This is a genomic window from Methylobacterium sp. AC315 (assembly GCF_979253755.1).
Genome location: NZ_CEEDEA010000032.1, coordinates 17,813 through 36,506, shown reverse-complemented (window position 1 = coordinate 36,506; position 18,694 = coordinate 17,813). Strand labels below are relative to the sequence as shown.

The 18,694-nt window shown below is 68.0% G+C and carries 15 protein-coding genes and 1 pseudogene; 4 read left to right on the top strand and 12 right to left on the bottom strand.

All coding sequences use genetic code 11. The features are described 5' to 3' along the window. The first annotated feature begins 204 nt into the window (after window positions 1–204). Entirely contained in the window at window positions 205–1,797 is a 1,593-nt protein-coding gene (locus tag AC0IY0_RS26825; protein ID WP_471766194.1) for an ABC transporter substrate-binding protein, read from the top strand. Between the two features lie 18 nt (window positions 1,798–1,815). On the opposite strand, the gene AC0IY0_RS26820 is transcribed toward AC0IY0_RS26825, so the two are convergent. Beyond that, window positions 1,816–3,282, bottom strand: a complete 1,467-nt coding sequence (locus AC0IY0_RS26820; RefSeq protein WP_471766193.1) for an amidohydrolase family protein — start codon at window positions 3,280–3,282, stop codon at window positions 1,816–1,818. A gap of 295 nt (window positions 3,283–3,577) precedes the next feature. Here AC0IY0_RS26820 and AC0IY0_RS26815 point away from each other — a divergent pair, with 295 nt between their 5' ends. Both AC0IY0_RS26815 and AC0IY0_RS26810 read left to right on the top strand, forming a co-directional pair. After that, window positions 3,578–4,291 carry an aspartate/glutamate racemase family protein gene (locus tag AC0IY0_RS26815; RefSeq protein ID WP_471766192.1) on the top strand — a complete coding sequence of 238 codons (714 nt, stop codon included), beginning with the start codon at window positions 3,578–3,580 and terminating at the stop codon, window positions 4,289–4,291. Next, a pseudogene (locus AC0IY0_RS26810) lies at window positions 4,273–5,592 on the top strand (dihydroorotase). Before AC0IY0_RS26815 ends, AC0IY0_RS26810 begins: the two are co-directional and overlap by 19 nt. A 15-nt stretch (window positions 5,593–5,607) precedes the next feature. On the opposite strand, the gene AC0IY0_RS26805 reads toward AC0IY0_RS26810, so the two are convergent. From AC0IY0_RS26805 to AC0IY0_RS26775, 7 genes are all read right to left on the bottom strand, one after another. Continuing rightward, entirely contained in the window at window positions 5,608–6,900 is a 1,293-nt protein-coding gene (locus AC0IY0_RS26805) for a Zn-dependent hydrolase (RefSeq protein WP_147908363.1), read from the bottom strand. 83 nt (window positions 6,901–6,983) lie between these two features. Then, window positions 6,984–7,382, bottom strand: coding sequence for an oxalurate catabolism protein HpxZ (hpxZ, locus tag AC0IY0_RS26800; protein WP_147908362.1), 399 nt, complete (start codon window positions 7,380–7,382; stop codon window positions 6,984–6,986). Then, window positions 7,383–8,567, bottom strand: coding sequence for an amidase (locus tag AC0IY0_RS26795; RefSeq protein WP_471766191.1), 1,185 nt, complete (start codon window positions 8,565–8,567; stop codon window positions 7,383–7,385). Further along, a complete protein-coding gene (locus AC0IY0_RS26790) occupies window positions 8,564–10,180 on the bottom strand; it encodes an ABC transporter ATP-binding protein (RefSeq protein ID WP_147908360.1) in 1,617 nt (538 codons plus the stop codon). The genes AC0IY0_RS26795 and AC0IY0_RS26790 overlap by 4 nt, the downstream gene beginning before the upstream one ends. Further along, entirely contained in the window at window positions 10,177–11,004 is an 828-nt protein-coding gene (locus AC0IY0_RS26785; RefSeq protein WP_147908359.1) for an ABC transporter permease, read from the bottom strand. Before AC0IY0_RS26785 ends, AC0IY0_RS26790 begins: the two co-directional genes overlap by 4 nt. Window positions 11,005–11,006: 2 nt before the next feature. Then, the gene (locus tag AC0IY0_RS26780; RefSeq protein WP_147908358.1) at window positions 11,007–11,978 is read right to left on the bottom strand and encodes an ABC transporter permease; all 972 of its coding nucleotides are present in this window, start codon (window positions 11,976–11,978) and stop codon (window positions 11,007–11,009) included. 4 nt (window positions 11,979–11,982) lie between these two features. After that, entirely contained in the window at window positions 11,983–13,485 is a 1,503-nt protein-coding gene (locus tag AC0IY0_RS26775) for an ABC transporter substrate-binding protein (protein WP_471766190.1), read from the bottom strand. A 369-nt stretch (window positions 13,486–13,854) separates the two neighbouring features. On the opposite strand from AC0IY0_RS26775, the gene AC0IY0_RS26770 reads away from it, so the two are divergent. Beyond that, a complete protein-coding gene (locus AC0IY0_RS26770; protein WP_471766196.1) occupies window positions 13,855–14,589 on the top strand; it encodes a maleate cis-trans isomerase family protein in 735 nt (244 codons plus the stop codon). A gap of 10 nt (window positions 14,590–14,599) precedes the next feature. On the opposite strand, the gene AC0IY0_RS26765 is transcribed toward AC0IY0_RS26770, so the two are convergent. Genes AC0IY0_RS26765 through AC0IY0_RS26750 form a run of 4 tightly spaced genes read right to left on the bottom strand, consistent with a single transcriptional unit; the run spans window position 14,600 to window position 18,692 of the window. Then, window positions 14,600–15,364 (bottom strand): aspartate/glutamate racemase family protein, encoded by a 765-nt coding sequence (locus AC0IY0_RS26765; protein ID WP_147908355.1) that lies wholly within the window; start codon window positions 15,362–15,364, stop codon window positions 14,600–14,602. Window positions 15,365–15,367: 3 nt separating this feature from the next. Then, window positions 15,368–16,909 (bottom strand): amidohydrolase family protein, encoded by a 1,542-nt coding sequence (locus AC0IY0_RS26760; protein WP_147908354.1) that lies wholly within the window; start codon window positions 16,907–16,909, stop codon window positions 15,368–15,370. A 27-nt stretch (window positions 16,910–16,936) separates the two neighbouring features. Then, on the bottom strand, window positions 16,937–17,734 hold the full coding sequence (locus AC0IY0_RS26755; protein ID WP_471766189.1) for an ABC transporter ATP-binding protein: 798 nt from the start codon (window positions 17,732–17,734) through the stop codon (window positions 16,937–16,939). A 28-nt stretch (window positions 17,735–17,762) separates the two neighbouring features. Continuing rightward, window positions 17,763–18,692 carry an ABC transporter permease gene (locus tag AC0IY0_RS26750; RefSeq protein ID WP_147908352.1) on the bottom strand — a complete coding sequence of 310 codons (930 nt, stop codon included), beginning with the start codon at window positions 18,690–18,692 and terminating at the stop codon, window positions 17,763–17,765. Window positions 18,693–18,694: the final 2 nt, after the last annotated feature.

Below are 18,694 nucleotides of genomic sequence, written 5' to 3'. Positions count from 1 at the left end.
CCTCGCTTCATGTCCAGCTCCTTCAGTCCTGGCTGATCCTCTCAATCAGCCCGGTCCAAAGCCAGCCGGTCAGGTCAAGGGCTTTCTCCCCCGACTAGGCCGCGGCCTCGTTCCTGCAAGCCGGGGTGCGACGGGTTCGGTGTGCGTTCCGGATCAGCGCTGGCAGTCGAGCGAAGACCGCCCAAGCAGAGTGAGAGTTGCCCGATGAAAAGGCGTACACTGTTGCAGGGAGCCGGGGCTTTCGTGGCCAATGCGATCGGGGCACCAGCCCTAGTCCGTGCCGAGGCCGCCACGACCCTACGCTTCATCCCACAGCAAGATCTCGTCACACTCGATCCGGTTACGACCTTCGCGTACATTACCCGCAATCACGGCTACATGGTCTTCGATACCCTCTACGGCATGGACGGAAACTACCGCGCCACGCCGCAAATGGTTGAGGGCCACCGCGTCGAGCAGGATGGGCGTCGCTGGGACCTGACACTGCGCGAAGGCCTGCGCTTCCACGACGGGACCTCCGTTCTCGCTCGCGACTGCGTTGCCTCCCTGCGGCGCTGGGCCAAGCGCGACTCGTTCGGCGGCTCACTCATGGAGGCCACCGACGAACTGTCGGCGGCCGATGACCGGACCATCCGGTTTCGGCTCAAGCGCGCGTTTCCACTTCTGCCGATCGCTCTGGGCAAGGCTTCCGTGCCGCTCTGCGCCATGATGCCGGAGCGCCTTGCTGTCACCGACCCGTTCCAGCAGGTGCCGGAGCTGATCGGCTCCGGGCCGTTCCGTTTCAAGGCGGACGAGCGTGTGCCCGGCGACCGCGCAGTCTACACCCGCTTTGAGGGCTACGTGCCACGCAAGGACGGCGCGCCCACTTGGACCTCCGGGCCGAAAGTCGTCCATTATGACCGAGTTGAGTGGCGCGTGATCGGCGATACCTCCACGGCCACCTCGGCGCTGATCGCCGGCGAGGCCGACTGGCAGGAATACGCCTCTCACGATCAGCTGGGTCTCTTGAAGGCGGCCAGGGGCGTGACCACCCGCGTCCTCGATTCGACTGGCTTCGTGACGATGTTGCGAGTCAACCACCTGCAGCCGCCGTTCAACAATCCGGCCATCCGGCGGGCCCTCTGGGGTGGGATCGACCAGACGTCCTGCATGCAGGGGGTTGTGGGCGCGGATGATCCCAGCCTGTTCCACGTACCCCTCGGATTCTTCTGTCCGGACACACCGATGGCCTCGACCGATGGGCTCGGGCCGCTCACGGAGCCACGCGATCCGAACAGGGTGCGCGCCGACCTCAAAGCTGCCGGCTATACCGGAGAGACCGTGTTGCTAATGGTGCCGTCGAACTCGGCGCCTCTCCTGGCGCTCGGCCAAGTCGCAGCCGACCTGCTCCAGCGCGTCGGCATGAATGTCGAGGTCTACGCAGTCGAGTTCAATGCAATGCTACAGCGGCGCAACCGCAAGGGGCCGGTCTCCGAGGGCGGCTGGAGCGCCTTCGTGACCAACTGGTCGGGGATGGATTGGCTGAACCCCGCCGGCTACATCGCCCTGCGCGGCACCGGCGAGACCGGTTATGCCGGCTGGGCTACGACTCCGCGGATCGAGGCCCTGCGTGACGCATGGTTCACCGCACCGGACGAGGCGGCCCGCTCCGCGGTCTGCCGGGACATCCAGCTTCAAGCGATGCAGGACGTGCCCTACTACCCTCTGGGCCAGTACTTGCAGCCGACTGCCTACCGGTCCAGCCTCACCGGCATCCTCGACGGGTTCCCAACATTCTGGAATGTGCGGCCTGCCTGAGGGGCGGGCCGCTACGCCTTACAACCCCGGGAAGGTCGGTGGCGCGATGGCATCGGCGCCGCGGCCCGCCCAGTCGAGCTGCCGGATCTGCGCCAGTGCCCGGACCTGCGCCTCCTCCAGGGCGGCGGCGGAGGCTGCGTAATCGACCAACAGGGCGCGACCGTCGCGGACGATCTCGCGGCCGCCGACAAAGACCTGCCGGACCGCGCGATCGCCGGCCGAGTACATCAGGGACTGCACGGGGTCCCGGCACGGTCGCATGGCGGGATGCGCGCAATCGACGAGCACGAAATCGGCCTTGCAGCCCGGCGCGAGCCGGCCAATATCGCCGCGTCCGAGCGCCTTGGCGCCTCCCACGGTTGCGGCGTGGAACACGTCTGCCGCCCGGGTGTCGCGCGGATTCTGGGCTACGACCCGGGCGAGATACGAGACGAGGCGCATCTCGTCGAGCATGTTGTGCGGGTAGACGTCGGTGCCGATGCCCATGTTGACGCCGGCCTGCAGATATCGGCCGAAATCGTTTAGCGCGATGCCGCGGCGGGCGAAGACGGTCGGACAATGGGCGACCGTGGCACCGCGCTGGGCCATGCGCCGCAGGTCCGTGCCGGGGCTGTGCCAGTGGGTCCAGGGATGGTCGTCCAGAAAGATCCCGTGGCCCACGATGGTGCGCTCAGTCAGCACGCCGAGATCGTCGAGCCATTCGATAGGCGTCATCCCGGTGCGGCGGGTGATCTCGTGGAACTCTGACAGGGACTGCGCCGCGTGGGTGTGGAAACGCAGGTCGCGCCGGACCGCCTCGTCATGGGCATCTCGAAGCAGCGCCGCCGTGCAGGTGTCGACCTGAGCCGGACAGAGCATGCCGAACAGGCGCCCGCTCGCGTGCCGTTGCGCCGCGGTGATCTCGGCGAGCGCCTGCTCCAGGCCGCGATAGCCCGCCGCCTCATCCCATTCGTACTCCACGCTGTGGCCGTTCCTCGTCAGCCAGCGGCCGGACCGGAACATCGGGGCGATGCAGACCCGAAGGCCTGAAGCACCGAGAAGGTCGAGCCAGCCGTCGCTCGGCAGGGCGAGATCGCAGACGGTGGTGACGCCGGAGAGGGCAAGTTCGGAGAGCGCCACCCCGTAGGCGGCCCGCGTCCCCTCCGCGTCGGGCCGCAGGATCGGCAGATACTCGTAGAGCGAGGTGTTGTAGAGGCGCTGGCTGCCGACCTCGTCCCACATGCCCTTGTTCATCGGCTCCGAGAACAGGTGCGTGTGGATGTCGACGAGCCCTGGCATGACCAGGCAGCCGGAAGCGTCGATGGTTCGGTCCGGCGGCGGCCCCGTATAGCCCGGGCCGACATGCGTGAGGACGCCGTCCGCGAAGACAACATCAGCGCCGGTCTGGTAGACGTGACCGCCGCTGTCCGGGTCCCAGGCGACGACCCACCGGGCCCCCGTCACCAGGGTGACGTCCACAGCCCCGTCCGCAGCATCGTCGTGCATCGATCACCTCTTCCTCAGGTCGAGGGGGCGGGCAAGATCGGTGCCTATTCGGTTGCACCGAGGGGTTTGCGGCCCGGGTTTCGCTAGGCCGTCTTGAACAACGGCGTGTCGGTCTACCGGGCGGCTGTACGCACGAGCACGAGGCGGCCTCAGGACGCCCACATAGCCCCAGGAGGCCGTTCAACTCACAGCCTCTCAGGGTGAGGTTGGAAGTGGGATTGGCCCGCGCAACGCCGTTGCCGACGGGGCGAGGCCCGAATGCGCTGTGAAATTCGGTGTTCGGAAGGACGGCAGCATGCACCAGCGCGATACCACCGAGCCCGCACGGATCCTGGTCATCAACCCGAACTCGTCCCAGGCCGTGACCGCCGCCATCGACGCGGCGCTCGACCCGCTGCGCTTGGCCGGCGGCCCCGCCATCGCGGTGACGGACCTGCCCGATGGGCCGGCGAGCATCGCGTCCCAGCAGGACGCCGATTCCGTCGTGATGCCGCTCGCCCGGCGCATCGCAGCGGACGGGGCGGACGCCTTCGTGATCGCCTGCTTCAGCGACCCGGGCCTGCACACGGCCCGCGAGGTCGCCAAGGGCCGGCCCGTGATGGGCATCGCCGAATGGGGCATCCTCCGGTCGCTCACCCTCGGCGAGCGCTTCGGCATCGTCGCCCTATCGGAGGGCAGCGTGCGGCGCCAGCGCCGGATGGTCCGCCAGATGGGCCTCGGCGAACGCTATGCCGGCAGTCGGCCGGTGGAGGCGCGGGCGGACGAGACGGCCGGCGAGGCGATCCGCGACCGCCTGGTCGCGGCGGCCCGCATGCTGATCGCGCGCGACGGCGCCGACGTGATCGTCCTCGGCTGCGCCGGCATGGCGCCGCACCAGAGCGCAATCGAGGACGCGGTCGGGTGCGCGGTCGTCGAGCCCTGTCAGCAGGCGGTGGCGGCAGCCCTCGGGGCCGTTCTGCTCGAGACCGCCTCTTTCGGAAGGACCCGGCGATGCACTACGACCTCCTGATCCGCGGCGGCACCTGCGTCACGCCTTGGGGGACCGAGGGGATCGATCTCGGCGTCCGCGCCGGACGGATCGCGGATCTCGGTGCGCCGATCGGCGCGACCGCGGATACGGTGATCGACGCGGTAGGCCTGCACGTCCTGCCCGGCCTGATCGACAGCCACGTCCACCTGCGTGATCCCGGCGACCCAGCCGTGGAAACGATCGAGACCGGCACGCGGGCCGCGATCCTCGGCGGGATCGCCACCCTGTTCGACATGCCCAACACGGTTCCGCCAATCGCCGATACCGAGCGCTTGACGTGGAAGCGCGGCTACGTGGCGGGTCGTAGCTGGTGCGATATCGGCCTGTAAGTGGCGGGCGCCAAGACCAACATTGACAGGTTGGCGGCGCTGGAACGCGAGCCAGGGGTCTGCGCCGTGAAGGTGTTTGCGGGCAGCTCCACGGCGGCGCTGATGATTGAGGACGACGCCCATCTCGAGCAGGCTATGCGAGCCGGCCACCGGCGCATGGCCTTCCACAGCGAGGACGAGTTCCGGTTGCAGGCGCGCAAGCCGTTATTCGCCCGGGGGCAGCCGTACCGGACCCACATGGAATGGCGCGACGAGGAATGCGCCTTCCTAGGGACCCAGCGCCTGATGGCCCTGGCCCGCAGGACCGGCCGGGCGACGCACATCCTCCACGTCTCGACCGCCGAGGAACTCGAATACCTGCGCGATTTCCGCGACGTCGCGACCGTCGAGGTTCTGGTCAACCACCTGACCCAGGTGGCGCCCGACTGCTACGATACGCTTGGCGGGCTCGCGGTGATGAACCCACCGATCCGCGGCGAGCGGCATCGAGCAGCCGCATGGGCTGCCGTGCGCAACGGGACTGTCGATACGATCGGCAGCGACCACGCGCCTCATGCCCGGACAGCCAAGGAGCAGCCCTGGCCCGATTGTCCGGCCGGCCTCACGGGGGTTCAGACCCTGGTCCCGGTCATGCTCGATCATGTCGCAGCCGGGCGCCTGTCGCTGGCGCGCCTCGTGGACCTGATGGCGGCCGGTCCGGCTCGTGTCTACGGCCTGCTCGGCAAGGGGAGAATCTCAGTCGGATACGACGCGGATTTTACCCTGGTGGATCTGAAGGCGCGTCGCACAATCGAGGACTCTTGGATCGCGTCGCCCTGCGGTTGGACTCCGTTTGCGGGACTACGCGTGACCGGATGGCCGGTCGCCACCGTTGTCCGGGGCAGATCCGTCATGCGTGATGACGAGGTCTTGGGCGATCCGGTCGGGCGCCTGGCGCGCTTCTCCGGCTGAGCCGAGGCGCCCGGATCAAGCGCATCCGGTTTCGGCCACCAGCCAGGTGGTGAGGATCGCGACGGCGTCCATGAGGTCGTCGATCTCCATGGCCTCATCGGGGTTATGGCTGCCGTTGGCGTTGCGCACGAACAGCATCGCCATTGGAACACCGGCTTTGGCGAAGGCCGCGGCATCGTGCGAGGCCGGGCTGCCGAGAGGCATGGTGGCGATGCCGAGGGCTGTGGCCGCGGCCTCCAGACAGCTGCGGATCCGTGGCGAGACATCTCCGACCGCCACCTCGGCGCGCGGGCCGAGCACGATCTCGACGTTGCGGCGTGCCACGATTGTCGCGACGTGCCTCAGGAACTGCGTCTCGATCTCCGCCAGCATGTTCGCTGCGTAGGCGCGCACGTCCAGGCTGAACCGGAACTCGCCCGGGACTGTAGTCAGCCCGTGGGCTGCACCGTCGGTGTGGAACCGGCCGAACGTGACGGCCATCGGGCGGCCGGCCTCCTCGTTGGCCTGCCAGATCTGGTCGAGCGCCAGGGCGATCTCCGCGCCCGCCATGGCCGCATCGCGCCGGAACCGGCGGGGCGTGCCGACATGGTCGTAGCGGCCGAGGATTCGAGCATCCGGATAACGGAAGTTGCCCGGGATCCCGGTGCAGAGACCGACCGGAATTCCGGCCTCGACGAGGCTCGGCGCCTGCTCGATATGCACCTCGAGGAAGGCGTGGATCGCGGACGGATCAAGCGGCGGCGCATCGCCGCGTAAAGCCTCGGGATCGCCGCCGGAGGCCGCGATGTGATCGGCGAGGTCGCGCCCCGTATCGGCCCGGGGCATGGCGAGCGCACCCTCCGGCAGGGTGCCGAGCGCCGCTCGGCTTCCGAGATAGGACACCTGGAACCAGACGCTCTCCTCGGCGCGCACCGCCATGACGGTGATATCGCGCTCCGGGATCAGTCCGAGGCTTTGGATCGCCGCGACAGCTGCGAGCCCGGCGACGACCCCGGCGGCGCCGTCGAAGTTGCCACCGTGCGACACGGTGTCGAGATGGGAGCCGATCAAAATCGGCGGCCGGGTCCGATCCCGGCCGGGCAGCGTCATGTAGGTGTTGGCGGCCGCGTCCCGGCGGACCCGGAGACCCAGCTCGGCCGCACAGTGCGTCGCGCGCGCGTGGGCTTCTGTTTCCTCCGGGCTGTAGGAAGGCCGGGTAAACCCGGGATCGTCGTGGCCGCACCGGGCGAGTTGTGCCAGCAGGTGCTCGATCCGGCCTCGCTGTGCGCTGACCGCCTCCCTAACGGCGGTGACGGTTGCGTGTTCCAATGGTTTTCTCCCTGACCGCGCAATGGCCCCTGGCCTTCACGCGGTCCCGTTGGGCTCGCCATCATGACCCAGTGGTCGGGTCATCAGGCCTGCGCGGCCATGATCGATACGTGTGCAGAGATCACCTTCCAACCAAGATCGGGGAGGCGCATCCATGTCTGGCTTTGGCGCCCGATACCGGTCTTGCCGCGCGGCTTGAACTCAAGATTCACGGTGGCCACGTCCGAGCCGACGGTCAGGACCTCCAACCGGATGCGTGCTTCCTTCGTGCCTCCAGGCGGTGGATCGGCCGCGATGCGCGCGGCATGAATCGCCGCAAAGCCGTAGCCATTCTCACCCACGGCGTAGCGGATCGTGTGAGGGCTGTCCCAGAACGTTGCGTCCAACACCCCGACATCCTTGTCGATCAGCGCCTGCTCGTAGCGTTCGAACAGGGCGGTGACTTCAGCCACGACCTCGGGGCGGTTCAGGGTTGTGTCCATTCAGGCCTCCAAGTCGAGAACGGTGCGGATCAGGTCGAGGTCGGATCCACGCGTGCCGATGAGAGACAGGCCCACCGGAGCGCCATCGACCCGCCCGCCCGGGATACTCACCTGCGGGACGCCGGTGAGGCCTCCGTGGCTCGTCAAGCAGCCTATGCGCTCACGCAGCGGGTTGAGCGTGCTGAGCGGCAGCCCGCGCAGGGGAGCCGGGAACGGCGTGGTGGGAAGGCACAGGATGGTCCCGGGGGGCAGAAGCCGCGCGAGGCGGGCTTGTGCCTCAATGCGCATCAGGATCGCGGCGTTGCGTTCGCCCTCTGTCATCATCGAGCCCTGGACGAGCGCTCGGGCGACCGAAAAGGCGAGGCGCGGATTGCAGGTGTCGAGCCAGGGCTCGAAGGTCTGCCAAGCCTCGCTGCTCTGCAGGACGCGCTGGGCCCGCTGCCACACCGACAGGCCCTGCGGCGCCATCGTCACGTCACGCCGGTTGCCGATCAGCGCGGCTAGACGATCGATGAGCGGCATAAGCGCTTGCTGCACGGCCTCGTCGGCGAAGCCGAGCGCGTCCGCGGCCACCAGCAGCGTATCGGGAAGCCGATCCGGCATCGACGCGCCGAACAGGACCTCCCCGACCCGGGCAAAGGTGGCCGCATCGCGGGCGAACCAGCCGCAGGTATCGGCGCTCGGCGCCTGGACGCAGATCCCGGAGAAATCGATGCGCCCGTGGGTCGGGCGGATTCCGTAGAGGCTGCAGAAGCTCGCCGGCACACGCACGGAGCCGCCGCTGTCGGTCCCAAGCGCGAAATCGCAGGCTCCCGAGGCGACGGCTGATGCCGAGCCGCTGGATGAACCCCCGGGCACCCGGTCCGGCGCGACTGGATTCAGCGGGGTGCCGTCATGGGCATTCTCGCCGAGGATCCCCAGCGAGACCTCGTCGGTGATCGTCTTGCCCACCACTGAGGCACCTGCGTCGAGAAGCGTCTGCACCACCCAGGCGTGTCGCGCCGGAGTCGGGTCGATGCGCGGCCAATCCGGGTTGCCGCCACCGGTGGGGATCCCGGCGACGTCGATCAGGTCCTTGACGGCGAAACCGAGCCCGGCGAGCGGCCCCGTCGCGGAACCGGCGACGCGGGTGCGCGGACCCGGCAGGAATGGATCGGTGGATACGATGGGCTGCTCTTGCATCATGCGGAGATCGGTTCCTGCCATTGGGCGCCGGGCACGGCCGCGAACAGCGCCCGGGTGTAGGGGTGCTTCGGCGCGAAGAAGATCTCGGATGTCGGCGCGACCTCGACCACCTGGCCGGCCCGCATCACGGCGATCCGGTCGCAGACCTGCAGGGCGACGCGCAGATCGTGGGTCACGAACACCATGCTGAGGTGCAATCGCGCCTTGATGTCGGCGAGCAGCGCCAGAACCTGGGCCTGCACAGAGACGTCCAGGGCTGAGACCGGCTCGTCGGCCACCAGCACCTCGGGCTGCATGGCCAGAGCTCGGGCGATGCCGATCCGCTGGCGCTGGCCGCCGCTGAATTCGTGTGGGAAGCGCTGCGCCGCCGCGGGGTCGAGGCCGACGAGCGCCAGCATCTCGCGGGCTTGGGCCTTGGCGACCTCAGGCATGGTGCCGTGTATGATCGGGCCCTCGGCCACGATGTCGACGACGCGCTGGCGCGGGTCGAGGGATCCGTAGGGGTCCTGGAACACCATCTGCACCCGCTTGCGGTGCGGACGCATCTGGCGGCGGCTCAGCGCGGCGACGCTGTGCCCGGAGAGAAGGATCTCGCCGCTATCGACGGGCATCAGCCGGGTGATCGCCCGCGCCAAGGTGCTCTTGCCCGAGCCGCTCTCGCCGACGAGCCCCAGGGTCTCCCCCCGCCGCAGCTCCAGATCGACGCCGTCGAGCGCACGGGTGACGCGCCCGCCGAACAGGCCGCGCGCGCCGTAGGTTTTCTCGACCGCCCGGGCTTCGACCACCCGAGGGGCCGTGCTGGGCGGTCGTTGCGGCGGCGGCGTCAGCCTGGGCACCGCCGCGATCAGGGCGCGCGTATAGGGATGCTTCGGGGCGCCGAGAACCGAAGCCGCGGGGCCCTGCTCGACCAGTGTGCCTTTCTGCAGCACCGCGACCGTGTCCGCGATGTCGGCGACCACGCCGAAATCGTGGGTGATGAACAGGACGCTGGTCCCGTGCTCGCGCTGCAATTCCCGGATCAGGTGGAGGATCTGCGCCTGGGTGGTCACGTCCAGCGCGGTGGTCGGCTCGTCGGCGATGAGAAGCCGTGGGTTCAGCGCCAGCGCCATGGCGATCATCGCGCGCTGGCGCTGGCCGCCGGAAAGCTGGTGGGGATAGGAGCGCAGGAGCCGAGCGGGCTCAGGCAGGTGGACGCTGTCGAGCAGCGCGACGACCCGGGCCCGCCGGTCGGCGCGGCCGAGCGCCGTATGGATGCGCAGGACCTCGTCGAGCTGGCGCCCGATCGTGTGGAGCGGGTTGAGAGCCGTCATCGGCTCCTGGAAGATCATCGCAATGCGCGCCCCCCGGATGCGGCGCATCCGCTTCGGCGTGATCGTCGCGAGGTCCTCGCCCTCGAAGTCGATGCGCCCGCCGGAGACACGCACGTGCGGCCCCGGCAGCAATCCGAGAATCGCCCGCGCTACCAGCGACTTGCCCGATCCGCTCTCGCCGATGAGGCAGGTAACGGCGCCCGGCCGCAGCACAAGGTCCACGTCGGTGACCGCGTTCGGCCGGTCCGCACCCGGGGGCAACGCGATCGTCAGCTTCTCGATGTCGAGGACGGAGTCGCTCATCGCTCGCGGAGCCTCGGGTTCAGTGCCTCGTTCAAGCCATCGCCAACGAGATTGATGCCGAGGACGGTGAGCAGGATCGCGATGCCCGGGAAGGTGCAGATCCACCACGCCGAGCGAAGGACCGCGCGTCCCGCACTGATGATCAGGCCCCAGCTCATCACGTTCGGGTCGCCGAGCCCGAGGAACGCGAGGCCCGCCTCGATCAGGATCGCCGTCCCGATCAGCAGCGATCCCACGGCGATGATCGCCGAGGTGCAGTTCGGCAGCATGTGGCGGAAGATGATGCGGGCGTCGCCTGCCCCGAGGCCGTCGCAGGCGAGCACGAATTCGCGCCCGCCGAGCGCCACGAACTCACCCCGCACCAGACGGGCGATCCCCGGCCAGGACACCGCCGCGATGGCCACGATCTCGCTGGTGAGCGATGGCGACAGGATCGCCACGATGAGGATCGCCAGCACGAAGGCCGGGATCGTCTGGAAGAACTCCGTGAGCCGCATCAGCGCGAGCTCGACGCCACCCCGGTAATAGCCGGCCAACCCTCCGACGAGGGTTCCGAACAGGATCGCGGCAAGCGTCGCGCCGAGCCCGATCATCAGCGAAGTGCGCGCGCCGTAGGCGATCTCCGCGGCCACATCCCGCCCGAGCGTGTCGGTGCCAAGCAGGAAGCGGCCGCCCGGCGGCTGGAGCGCGGGCCCGACCAGGCGGAACGGGTCGCCGGGAAACAGCAGAGGCGTCAGCACCACCAGGGCGAGCAGCCCGAGCAGTACAGCTGCACCGAGGAGCGCCAGACGGTTGCGCGCAAAACGCGCCAGAGCGGCCCGCATCGCTACAGCTCCATCCGAGGATCGAGGCAGACGTAGACGAGGTCCACGGCGAGGTTGATCACGACGACGAGGCAGGCCGAGACAAAAAAGATTCCAAGCAGGAGGTTGAGGTCGCGCGACTGGAGCGCGTTGAAGGCCAGGGTGCCAACCCCCGGCCAGCCGAACACCGTCTCGACCACGATCGAGCCGCCGATCAGGTTGCCGGCCTGTACCCCCGCCATGGTGACTACCGGCAGTAGGGCGTTGCGCAGGACGTGGCCGGTCATCACCCGGGCCTCGGTCTGGCCCTTGGCCCGGGCCGTGGTGACGTAGTCCATGCCGACCTGTTCCAGCACGGAAGCGCGCATCACCCGGGCGTAGACCGCGAGGTAGAAGAGCGAGAGGGCGACGGCCGGCATGACCAAGTGACGCCCGACGTCCCAGACCTCGTCCCAGCCCTCGTTGTCGGCCCCCACCGTGTCGAAGCCACTGGTGGGAAGCCAGCCGAGCCGGATCGCGAAGATCACGATCATCATCAGCCCGAGCCAGAACCCCGGCGTGGCATAGGCCACCAGGCTCACAAGCGAGATCACCGCGTCGCGCCAGGAGTTGCGCCCGGTGGCCGCCACGAGGCCGAGGAGCGTACCGATCACCAGGGCGGTCCCGAAGGCGGTCAGCATCAGCAGGCTCGTCGGCCACAACCGGTCGAGGATCAGGCTCGCCACGGGGCTGTCGTTGCGGAACGAGTAGCCGAGATCGAGGTGTAGCATATTGAGCAGGTAGACGCCGAATTGCGTCGCCATCGGTTGGTCGAGGCCGAACTTGCGGCGCAGCTGCTCCATGTATTCCGGACTGGCCGCGCCGCTTTCGCCAGCAAGAACCGACGCGGCGTCGCCAGGCGCCAGGTGAATCAGGAAGAAGTTCAGCACGACGATACCCAGGATCACCGGGATCGCCAGCAAAAATCGGTGACCGAGAAAGCGCACAAGCCGCACCGGATTACTTGTCCATCCAGGCTCGCTCGAACGCCTGTTGTGTGCCCAGCGGACCCGTGGTGTGATCCTTGAGGCGCCGGTTGAATACGCTCACGTATTGCACGTCGATCAGCCAGATCATCGGGCTGTCTTCGGCCAGGATCTGCTGGACCTTCTTATAGATCGCCCCGCGCTTTTCCGGATCCAGCTCGCGCGCGCCCTCGCCGAGCATGCGGTCGACTTCCGGGTTCGAATAGAACGTGTCGTTGACGAAGGTGACACCTTTTCGGATCTGCGAGGTCAGGAACTGCTTGTTCAACCCGTAGACCGGATCGACGCCCTGGCTCAGGAACGGTTCGTTGATGTCGTAATCATAGTTCGTGTAGACGCGCCGCAGCCAGGTGGCGGTGTCTTCTGAGCGCAGAGTCACGTCGATGCCCACCGCGGCGAGGGCCTGCTTCAAGTATTCGGCCTGCCGCAGCCACTGTTCGCCGAACGAGTTCACCTCCAGATGGAGGGCGAAGCGCATCCCGCCCGCGCCGCGGGGTGCGCCGGCCTCATCGAGCAGCCGGTTGGCGATCTCCAGCCGATCCGGCACGTCATACTGGCGCACGTCGTCGGTGTAGAGGCCGGCCGTCTTGAATTTGCGGCTGAGTGGACCCGAGGCGGGCAGGCCGTAGCCAAACATCACGTCCCTGAGGATGACGTTGCGGTCGATCGCGTAGGCGATGGCTTGGCGCACCGCCTTCTTCTGAAGCTGCGGATGGCGGCCGTTCAGCTCCAGGACGCTCTGAGCCGGCGTCATCTCGTAGCCTTTGGTGGTCAGGTCGAGGACTGGATTGGTCTTCATCCGCGCGAGATCGGCATAGTTCACCGCGCTGTAGCCGGCGAAATGGGCTTCCCCGGCCTCCATGGCGGCCGAACGCGTGGCGGCATCCGGGATGAAGCGGGCGACGATACGGTTGAGGTACGGCAGCCCCGGCTTCCAGTAACTCTCGTTGCGGTCCAGCCGCACGGACTGACCGCGCTCCCAGCTCACGAACTTGAACGGGCCGGTTCCGATCGGCTTGTTGGCGGTCGGGTTCTGGAGGACATCAGTTCCCTCGAACACCGATCGGCACAAGATCGGCAGGTCGCGCCCCGAGAGCGCTTTCATGATGTACGGAGCCGGGTTGGCGAGCCGCAGCACCGCGGTCATCGGATCGGGCGTGTCGACGGCTACCAGTTCGGCGAGTATTACTGGGGCGATCGGATTATACTTCTTCAAGATCTCCATGAAGGAGTATTGCACGTCCGCGCTGGTGAACGGTTTGCCGTTGTGGAAAGTCACGCCCTCCTGGAGCGTGAATGTGATGGTCTTCCCGTCCGCTGCGACATCCCACGACTTGGCCAAGTTGGGCCGTGGGTTCAAATCCCAGTCGTAGGTGCACAGCCCTTCATAGACCTGCGTGGCGATCGGCGGGATGTTGCCGGCCGATACGGCGTAATGCGCTAAGGTCGAAGGCTCTGGATGCACGATCATCACCATCGTGCCGCCCCGCCGCGGTTCGGCGGCGCTTGCGCCGTTCGAGGCCGCGGCGAGGCCGAGCGGGAGCGCCAGAACGGTGCGGCGAGAGAGATCAGTCACGTGAGGTGTGCGAGACAAGCCGAAGGACCCCTGAAGCTGTAGGGGGACTCAGCAACGGTCGTGCCACCCGATTGGTAGATTCACCCCGGTATCATGTCGATTGATCGGGGGTGATCTGTGCCGAGCCTCGAATACGGCATAAAAGCAGACTGGGAGGAAACCTTGATCTCGGTGGCCGGATGCCGGATGCCGGAGGTTCGCGTCGGAACGAACCTTGCCATGAGCTGCGGCCGAGCCGTCCCTGGCTCGTGCTTGGAGCCCTTGGTCACAATGCGCGAATCCGGACGGACGATCAGACTGGGGATGCTCACCCCTTCGTCGAACAGCGTGCTCGAACCGATGACGGCGCGCATGCTGGCCGGGCAGGACGGGGTCACGGCCCACTTCTCGCGCGTGCGTGTGACCCAGATCGGCCTGTCAGCCGTCGCACTGGGCCAATTCGCGCAGGAACCGATGCTCGCGGCCGCCGACCTGCTCGCCGATGCGCGGGTCGCCTCGATCCTTTGGAACGGGACTGCGGGTGCCTGGCTTGGCTTCGACAATGACGTGGCGCTCGCAGCGGCAGTGACCAAGCGAACCGGCGTGCCGGCCTCGACCTCCGCGCTTGCTTTCCGCGACCTGTTTCGGCGACGCGGCATCGAACGCATTGGGCTGGTGACCCCCTATACCGGGGACGTCCAGGCGCGGATCCAGGCGAATTGGCGCTCCGACGGGTTCGACTGCTCGGCAGAGCGGCATCTCGGTCTGTCAGAGAACTTCGAATTCGCTTTGGCCGGCACAAGCGAGATCGCCGGGATGGTGCGCGCCGTCGCGGCCGAGGGCGCGCAGGCCGCGGCCATCGTCTGCACCAACCTCGCGGGCGGCGCGATCGCCGCAGCTCTGGAGGCCGAACTCGGCATCCCGGTCTACGATTCGGTCGCGGTCAGCCTGTGGAAGGCGATAGACCTTGCCGGCGCAAGCACCGAGGCCCTCATTGGATGGGGCGACGTGTTCGCGACCGCCTAAGCGACCTGCCTCAGCAGGCGTCATCCTCGGCTTTGCGGCGCTCGATCCACCGCCGCAGGGACGGCGCGAAGCCGGTGGCCGGCTTGGCCGGCGGACGCGCGAAGCGGCCCGCCCGCGGGGGCTTCACGCCGAGCCGGACCATGACCTGCGCCTGCCCGAGCGCGGCAGAGAGCGGATCGATCAGCGGCACCGGGACCGCCTCGGCAATCCGAGCGGCCAGGCCAGTCAGCGGCGCTCCGGCCAGGATCACCGCGTCGACACCATCCTCGGTCACAACGCGGTTCGCGAGGGCGATGATCTCGGCCTCAAGCTCGTGCTGCACCTCCGTGACCGACCGGAAGCCGGCCGCAACAGACCGGACGCAGGCGCATCGGGCAGAGAGTCCGGCCAGCAGCACCGCATCCTCGTACCAGGGCAGCAGGGTGCCCGAGAACGTCACGACACCGAAGCGCTGGCCGAGCATGCAGGCGGTGAGCATCGCCGCCTCGGCCATCCCAACGACGGGCAGGTCGAACAGCTCGCGTGCTGCGATCAGGCCGGGATCGCCAAAAGCTGCGATCACGGCGGCGTCGAAGCCGGATTGATGTTCGGCCAGAGTCTCCAGCACCGCTGCGCCGGCGAGCTGCGCCTCCGCTCGGCTCGCGATGTAGGGGAGGCCGTGCGCCGCCGTCAGCGCAGTGAGCTGCACGTCCGGGGCCAGCGCGCTGGCGGCGGCAGCCTCCATCCGGGCCGTCATGGCCGCCGAGGTGTTCGGGTTGACGAGGAGGATTCGCACGCCTCAGACGCGCGAACTCGGGCGGTAGAACGGCTCGTGCCGACCGGGGTCGATATAGTCCGCGTAAAAGCGCCGGGCATGGGGAAGGAGGGCCTTTGAGAGCTGACGACGCTCGACCTCATCGTCCGACAGGGCGCGTGCCAAGTCGTCGTGCAGGGCCTTCAGGGCGGCGTCGCGGTCGACCCGGGTGAAACGGCCATCAGCGTAGAGCACCTCGCCGTCGCACAGCACCGTCGTGACGCCGCCGGTCTTGGCGCGCTGGATCACCGCGTCGAGCAGCGGCGTCTCGGCGTCGAGGTAGGGATATGCGATCTGGTCCCAGTCCAGCAGCACGAGGTCGGCGGCTTTGCCGACCTCGATCGTGCCGAGGCTGTCGCCGAAGCCGGTGGTGCGGGCGCCCCCGACAGTCGCCATGCGCAGCACCTGGGCCATGCCCGGCACGTCGGCCTCGTCCATGCCGGGCACCCGGTGGGCGCGCAGCACGAGCCGCATCTCCTGGAGCATGTCGCGATCGTCGTTGATGCCTGCTTCGTCGAGGCCAATCGCGGTGTTGATGCCCTTTGCCTCGAAGCGGTTGAGCGCCGCCACGCCCGAACGCAGACGGAAGTTCGAGGAGCAGTTGTGGCAGATGCAGGTTCCGGTCGCGGCCACGCGGTCGATGTCGGCCTCGTTCAGCCAGACGCCGTGGCCGAGCGTCATGCGCGGCCCGAGCAAGCCGAACCGGTCAAGATGTTCCACTGCCGTCCCGCCGCTGCGCTTTTCCGCGTAGGCCTTCTGGTAGGCGGTCTCGACCAGATGCATGTGCATCGGCACATTGTAGGATTCGGAGAGCCCGGACAGGCCCTCGAGCGCCGCGTCGGAGCACCAGTGGAGGTTGGCCGGAGCAAGCTGGATCTTGGCCCGGGCAGCCCCGGCCTGGCCTGAATGCAAGCTACGGAACAGCGCGAAATTGTCCTCCAGCGACATCTGAAAGCGTTCGAACCAGCGCTTCATCGGGTCCTGAAGCGACGTCGGCAGGCTCGCCACGAAATCCATGTCCGCCTGGTAGACGAGTCGGTTCTGGTCGCGCACTGCGAAGCAGTACGAGACCCGCATGCCGATGTCGCGATAGGCGCGCAGCACCTCGTTCGAGCGCGCTTCGACCTCTTCCAGGCTTCCAGGCATCCAGCCGTGGATGTGCTGGACCGTGGTGATCCCGGAGCCGACCATCTCGAAGGCCGAGTACAGGGTGTCGAGGTAGAGGTTCAGGTTGCGCGCCACCATGCGGGTGACGAACCACAGCTCCAGCGGCATGTCGGGGGAGCCGAGCTGGACCGGCGTCAGGCCGACATGATGATGCCCGTTGACAAAGCCCGGCAGCAGGATCTCGCGGCCGGAGCCGATGACGGGCGCGTCGGGATAGCGCGCATGCAACTCCGCGTAGGTGCCGACCGCCTCGATTACCCCGTCCTTCTGGAGCACAGCTCCGTCGGCGACCTCCTCCCAGCGCTCGCGGTCGAGGGTGCGGGTGATCATCTGCCGGCTGCGAATCAACGATGTGGCCATGCTTCGGTCCGTTATGGTCGGAATTGGTCAGGCGAGGGCTTCCTGCTCGGCGAAGGCCCTGTCGACCTCATCGCGCAGGAGTTCGGTGAGATGCCGCCGCATCGCTTCGGCGTCGGGCGAGAACGGGTCGCGGGGGCGCGGCAGGGTGTTGACCACGATCGTCTTGATCCGCCCCGGGCGAGCGGTGAACACCACCACGCGATCGGCGAGCGCCACCGCCTCGTCGATGTGGTGGGTCACGAACAGCACCGAGGCGCCGCTGTCGCGCCAGACATCGAGCAGGAAGTCCTGCATCTTCTGGCGGGTCTGCACGTCGAGCGCCGCGAAGGGCTCGTCCATCAGCAGGACTTTGGGGCGCATGGCGAGCGCCCGGGCGACCGCTACGCGCTGACGCATGCCGCCCGACAACTCGTCGGGCCGCTTGTCGAACGCCTCGGCGAGGCCGACCCGCTGGAGTGCGGCCCGCGCGATGCTCCGGCGCTCCAATTCCGGCACACCCTTCAGCGACAGGCCAAAGCTGACGTTCTGCCAGACGCTGAGCCAAGGGAAGAGCGAGGTCTCCTGGAAGATCAGGCTGCGTTCGGGGGATGGTCCAGCCACCGGCTCGCCGAAGGACTGGATCCGCCCCCCCGTGGCGGCCTCGAGCCCGGCGATCAGGTAGAGCAGCGTGCTCTTCCCGCAGCCGGACGGGCCGAGGAACACCACGAACTCGCCGGGCTGCACGTTAAGGTCAATGTCGCGCAGGGCCTCGTGGGCGCGGGCGGTGCCAGCGGCCCAGACCTTGGAAACGCCACGGCAGGACACGGCGTCGCTCTCGCCGGACACGGCCGGGCGATCGGCAACGGAGAGACGGTCAGAGCCCAAGGGAAGACCCCGCGTCGCGTGGCAGCCAATAGAGCATCCGCCGCTGAACCAGCCGGAACATCAGGTCGAAGGCGAAGCCGAGGAAGCCGATCAGCGTAATGGTGAAGAAGACCAGCGACGGGTTGAAGGTGTTGCGCGCCAGCATGATCACCTGCCCGAGACCGTAGCCGACGCCGGTCGCCTCGGCGACGAGCACCACCATCCAGGCCCCGAACAGGTTGAGGCGCAGCACCGCGAGCAGCCCCGGCAGGATCGCCGGCACGATCACCCGCGCGTAGATCTGGCGCTTCGACGCACCCATCGTCCGGGCGACGTTGATGTAGTTCCGGTTGACCCCGTCGATCTGATGGATGGTCGAGAGGACCATCGTGAAGAACAGGGCGATGAACACCATGAAGATCGCCGGAGCGTTGCCGATCCCGAACATGAAGATCGCCACAGGCAGCCACGCGATCGGCGAGACCGGGGCCAGGAGCGTGATGGTCGGCAGGGTCAACCGCTCGAACAGCACGACGTAGCGGATCGCCACGCCGACTAGGATCGACAGGGTTGCGGCCAGGAACAACCCTGCCAACACCCGCCCGGTGGAGGCGAGCACGGTGATCAACACCGCCATGGCGGGGCTCGGGCCGGCGTTCATGCCGGTGCCGATCTGCCAGCGCTGCGCGGTATTGAAGAAACGCGCCTGCTCGACGAGGTTGCCGAGGAAGATGTGGGGTGGCGGCAGCAGCTTGGCATCGGCGATGCCGAACGCCCAGAGCAGCTCCCAGAGGCCGGCGAAGCATCCGACCGAGACCAGCATCCAGCCGATCCGTTGCAGCAGTGGGACGAACCCGTCGGGCAGCGCCAGGCGCCGTGCGAACGGGAGACGCGGCTGGCCGTGCGGGACGGCGGCGGCGCGGGCGAGATCGATGGCCATCC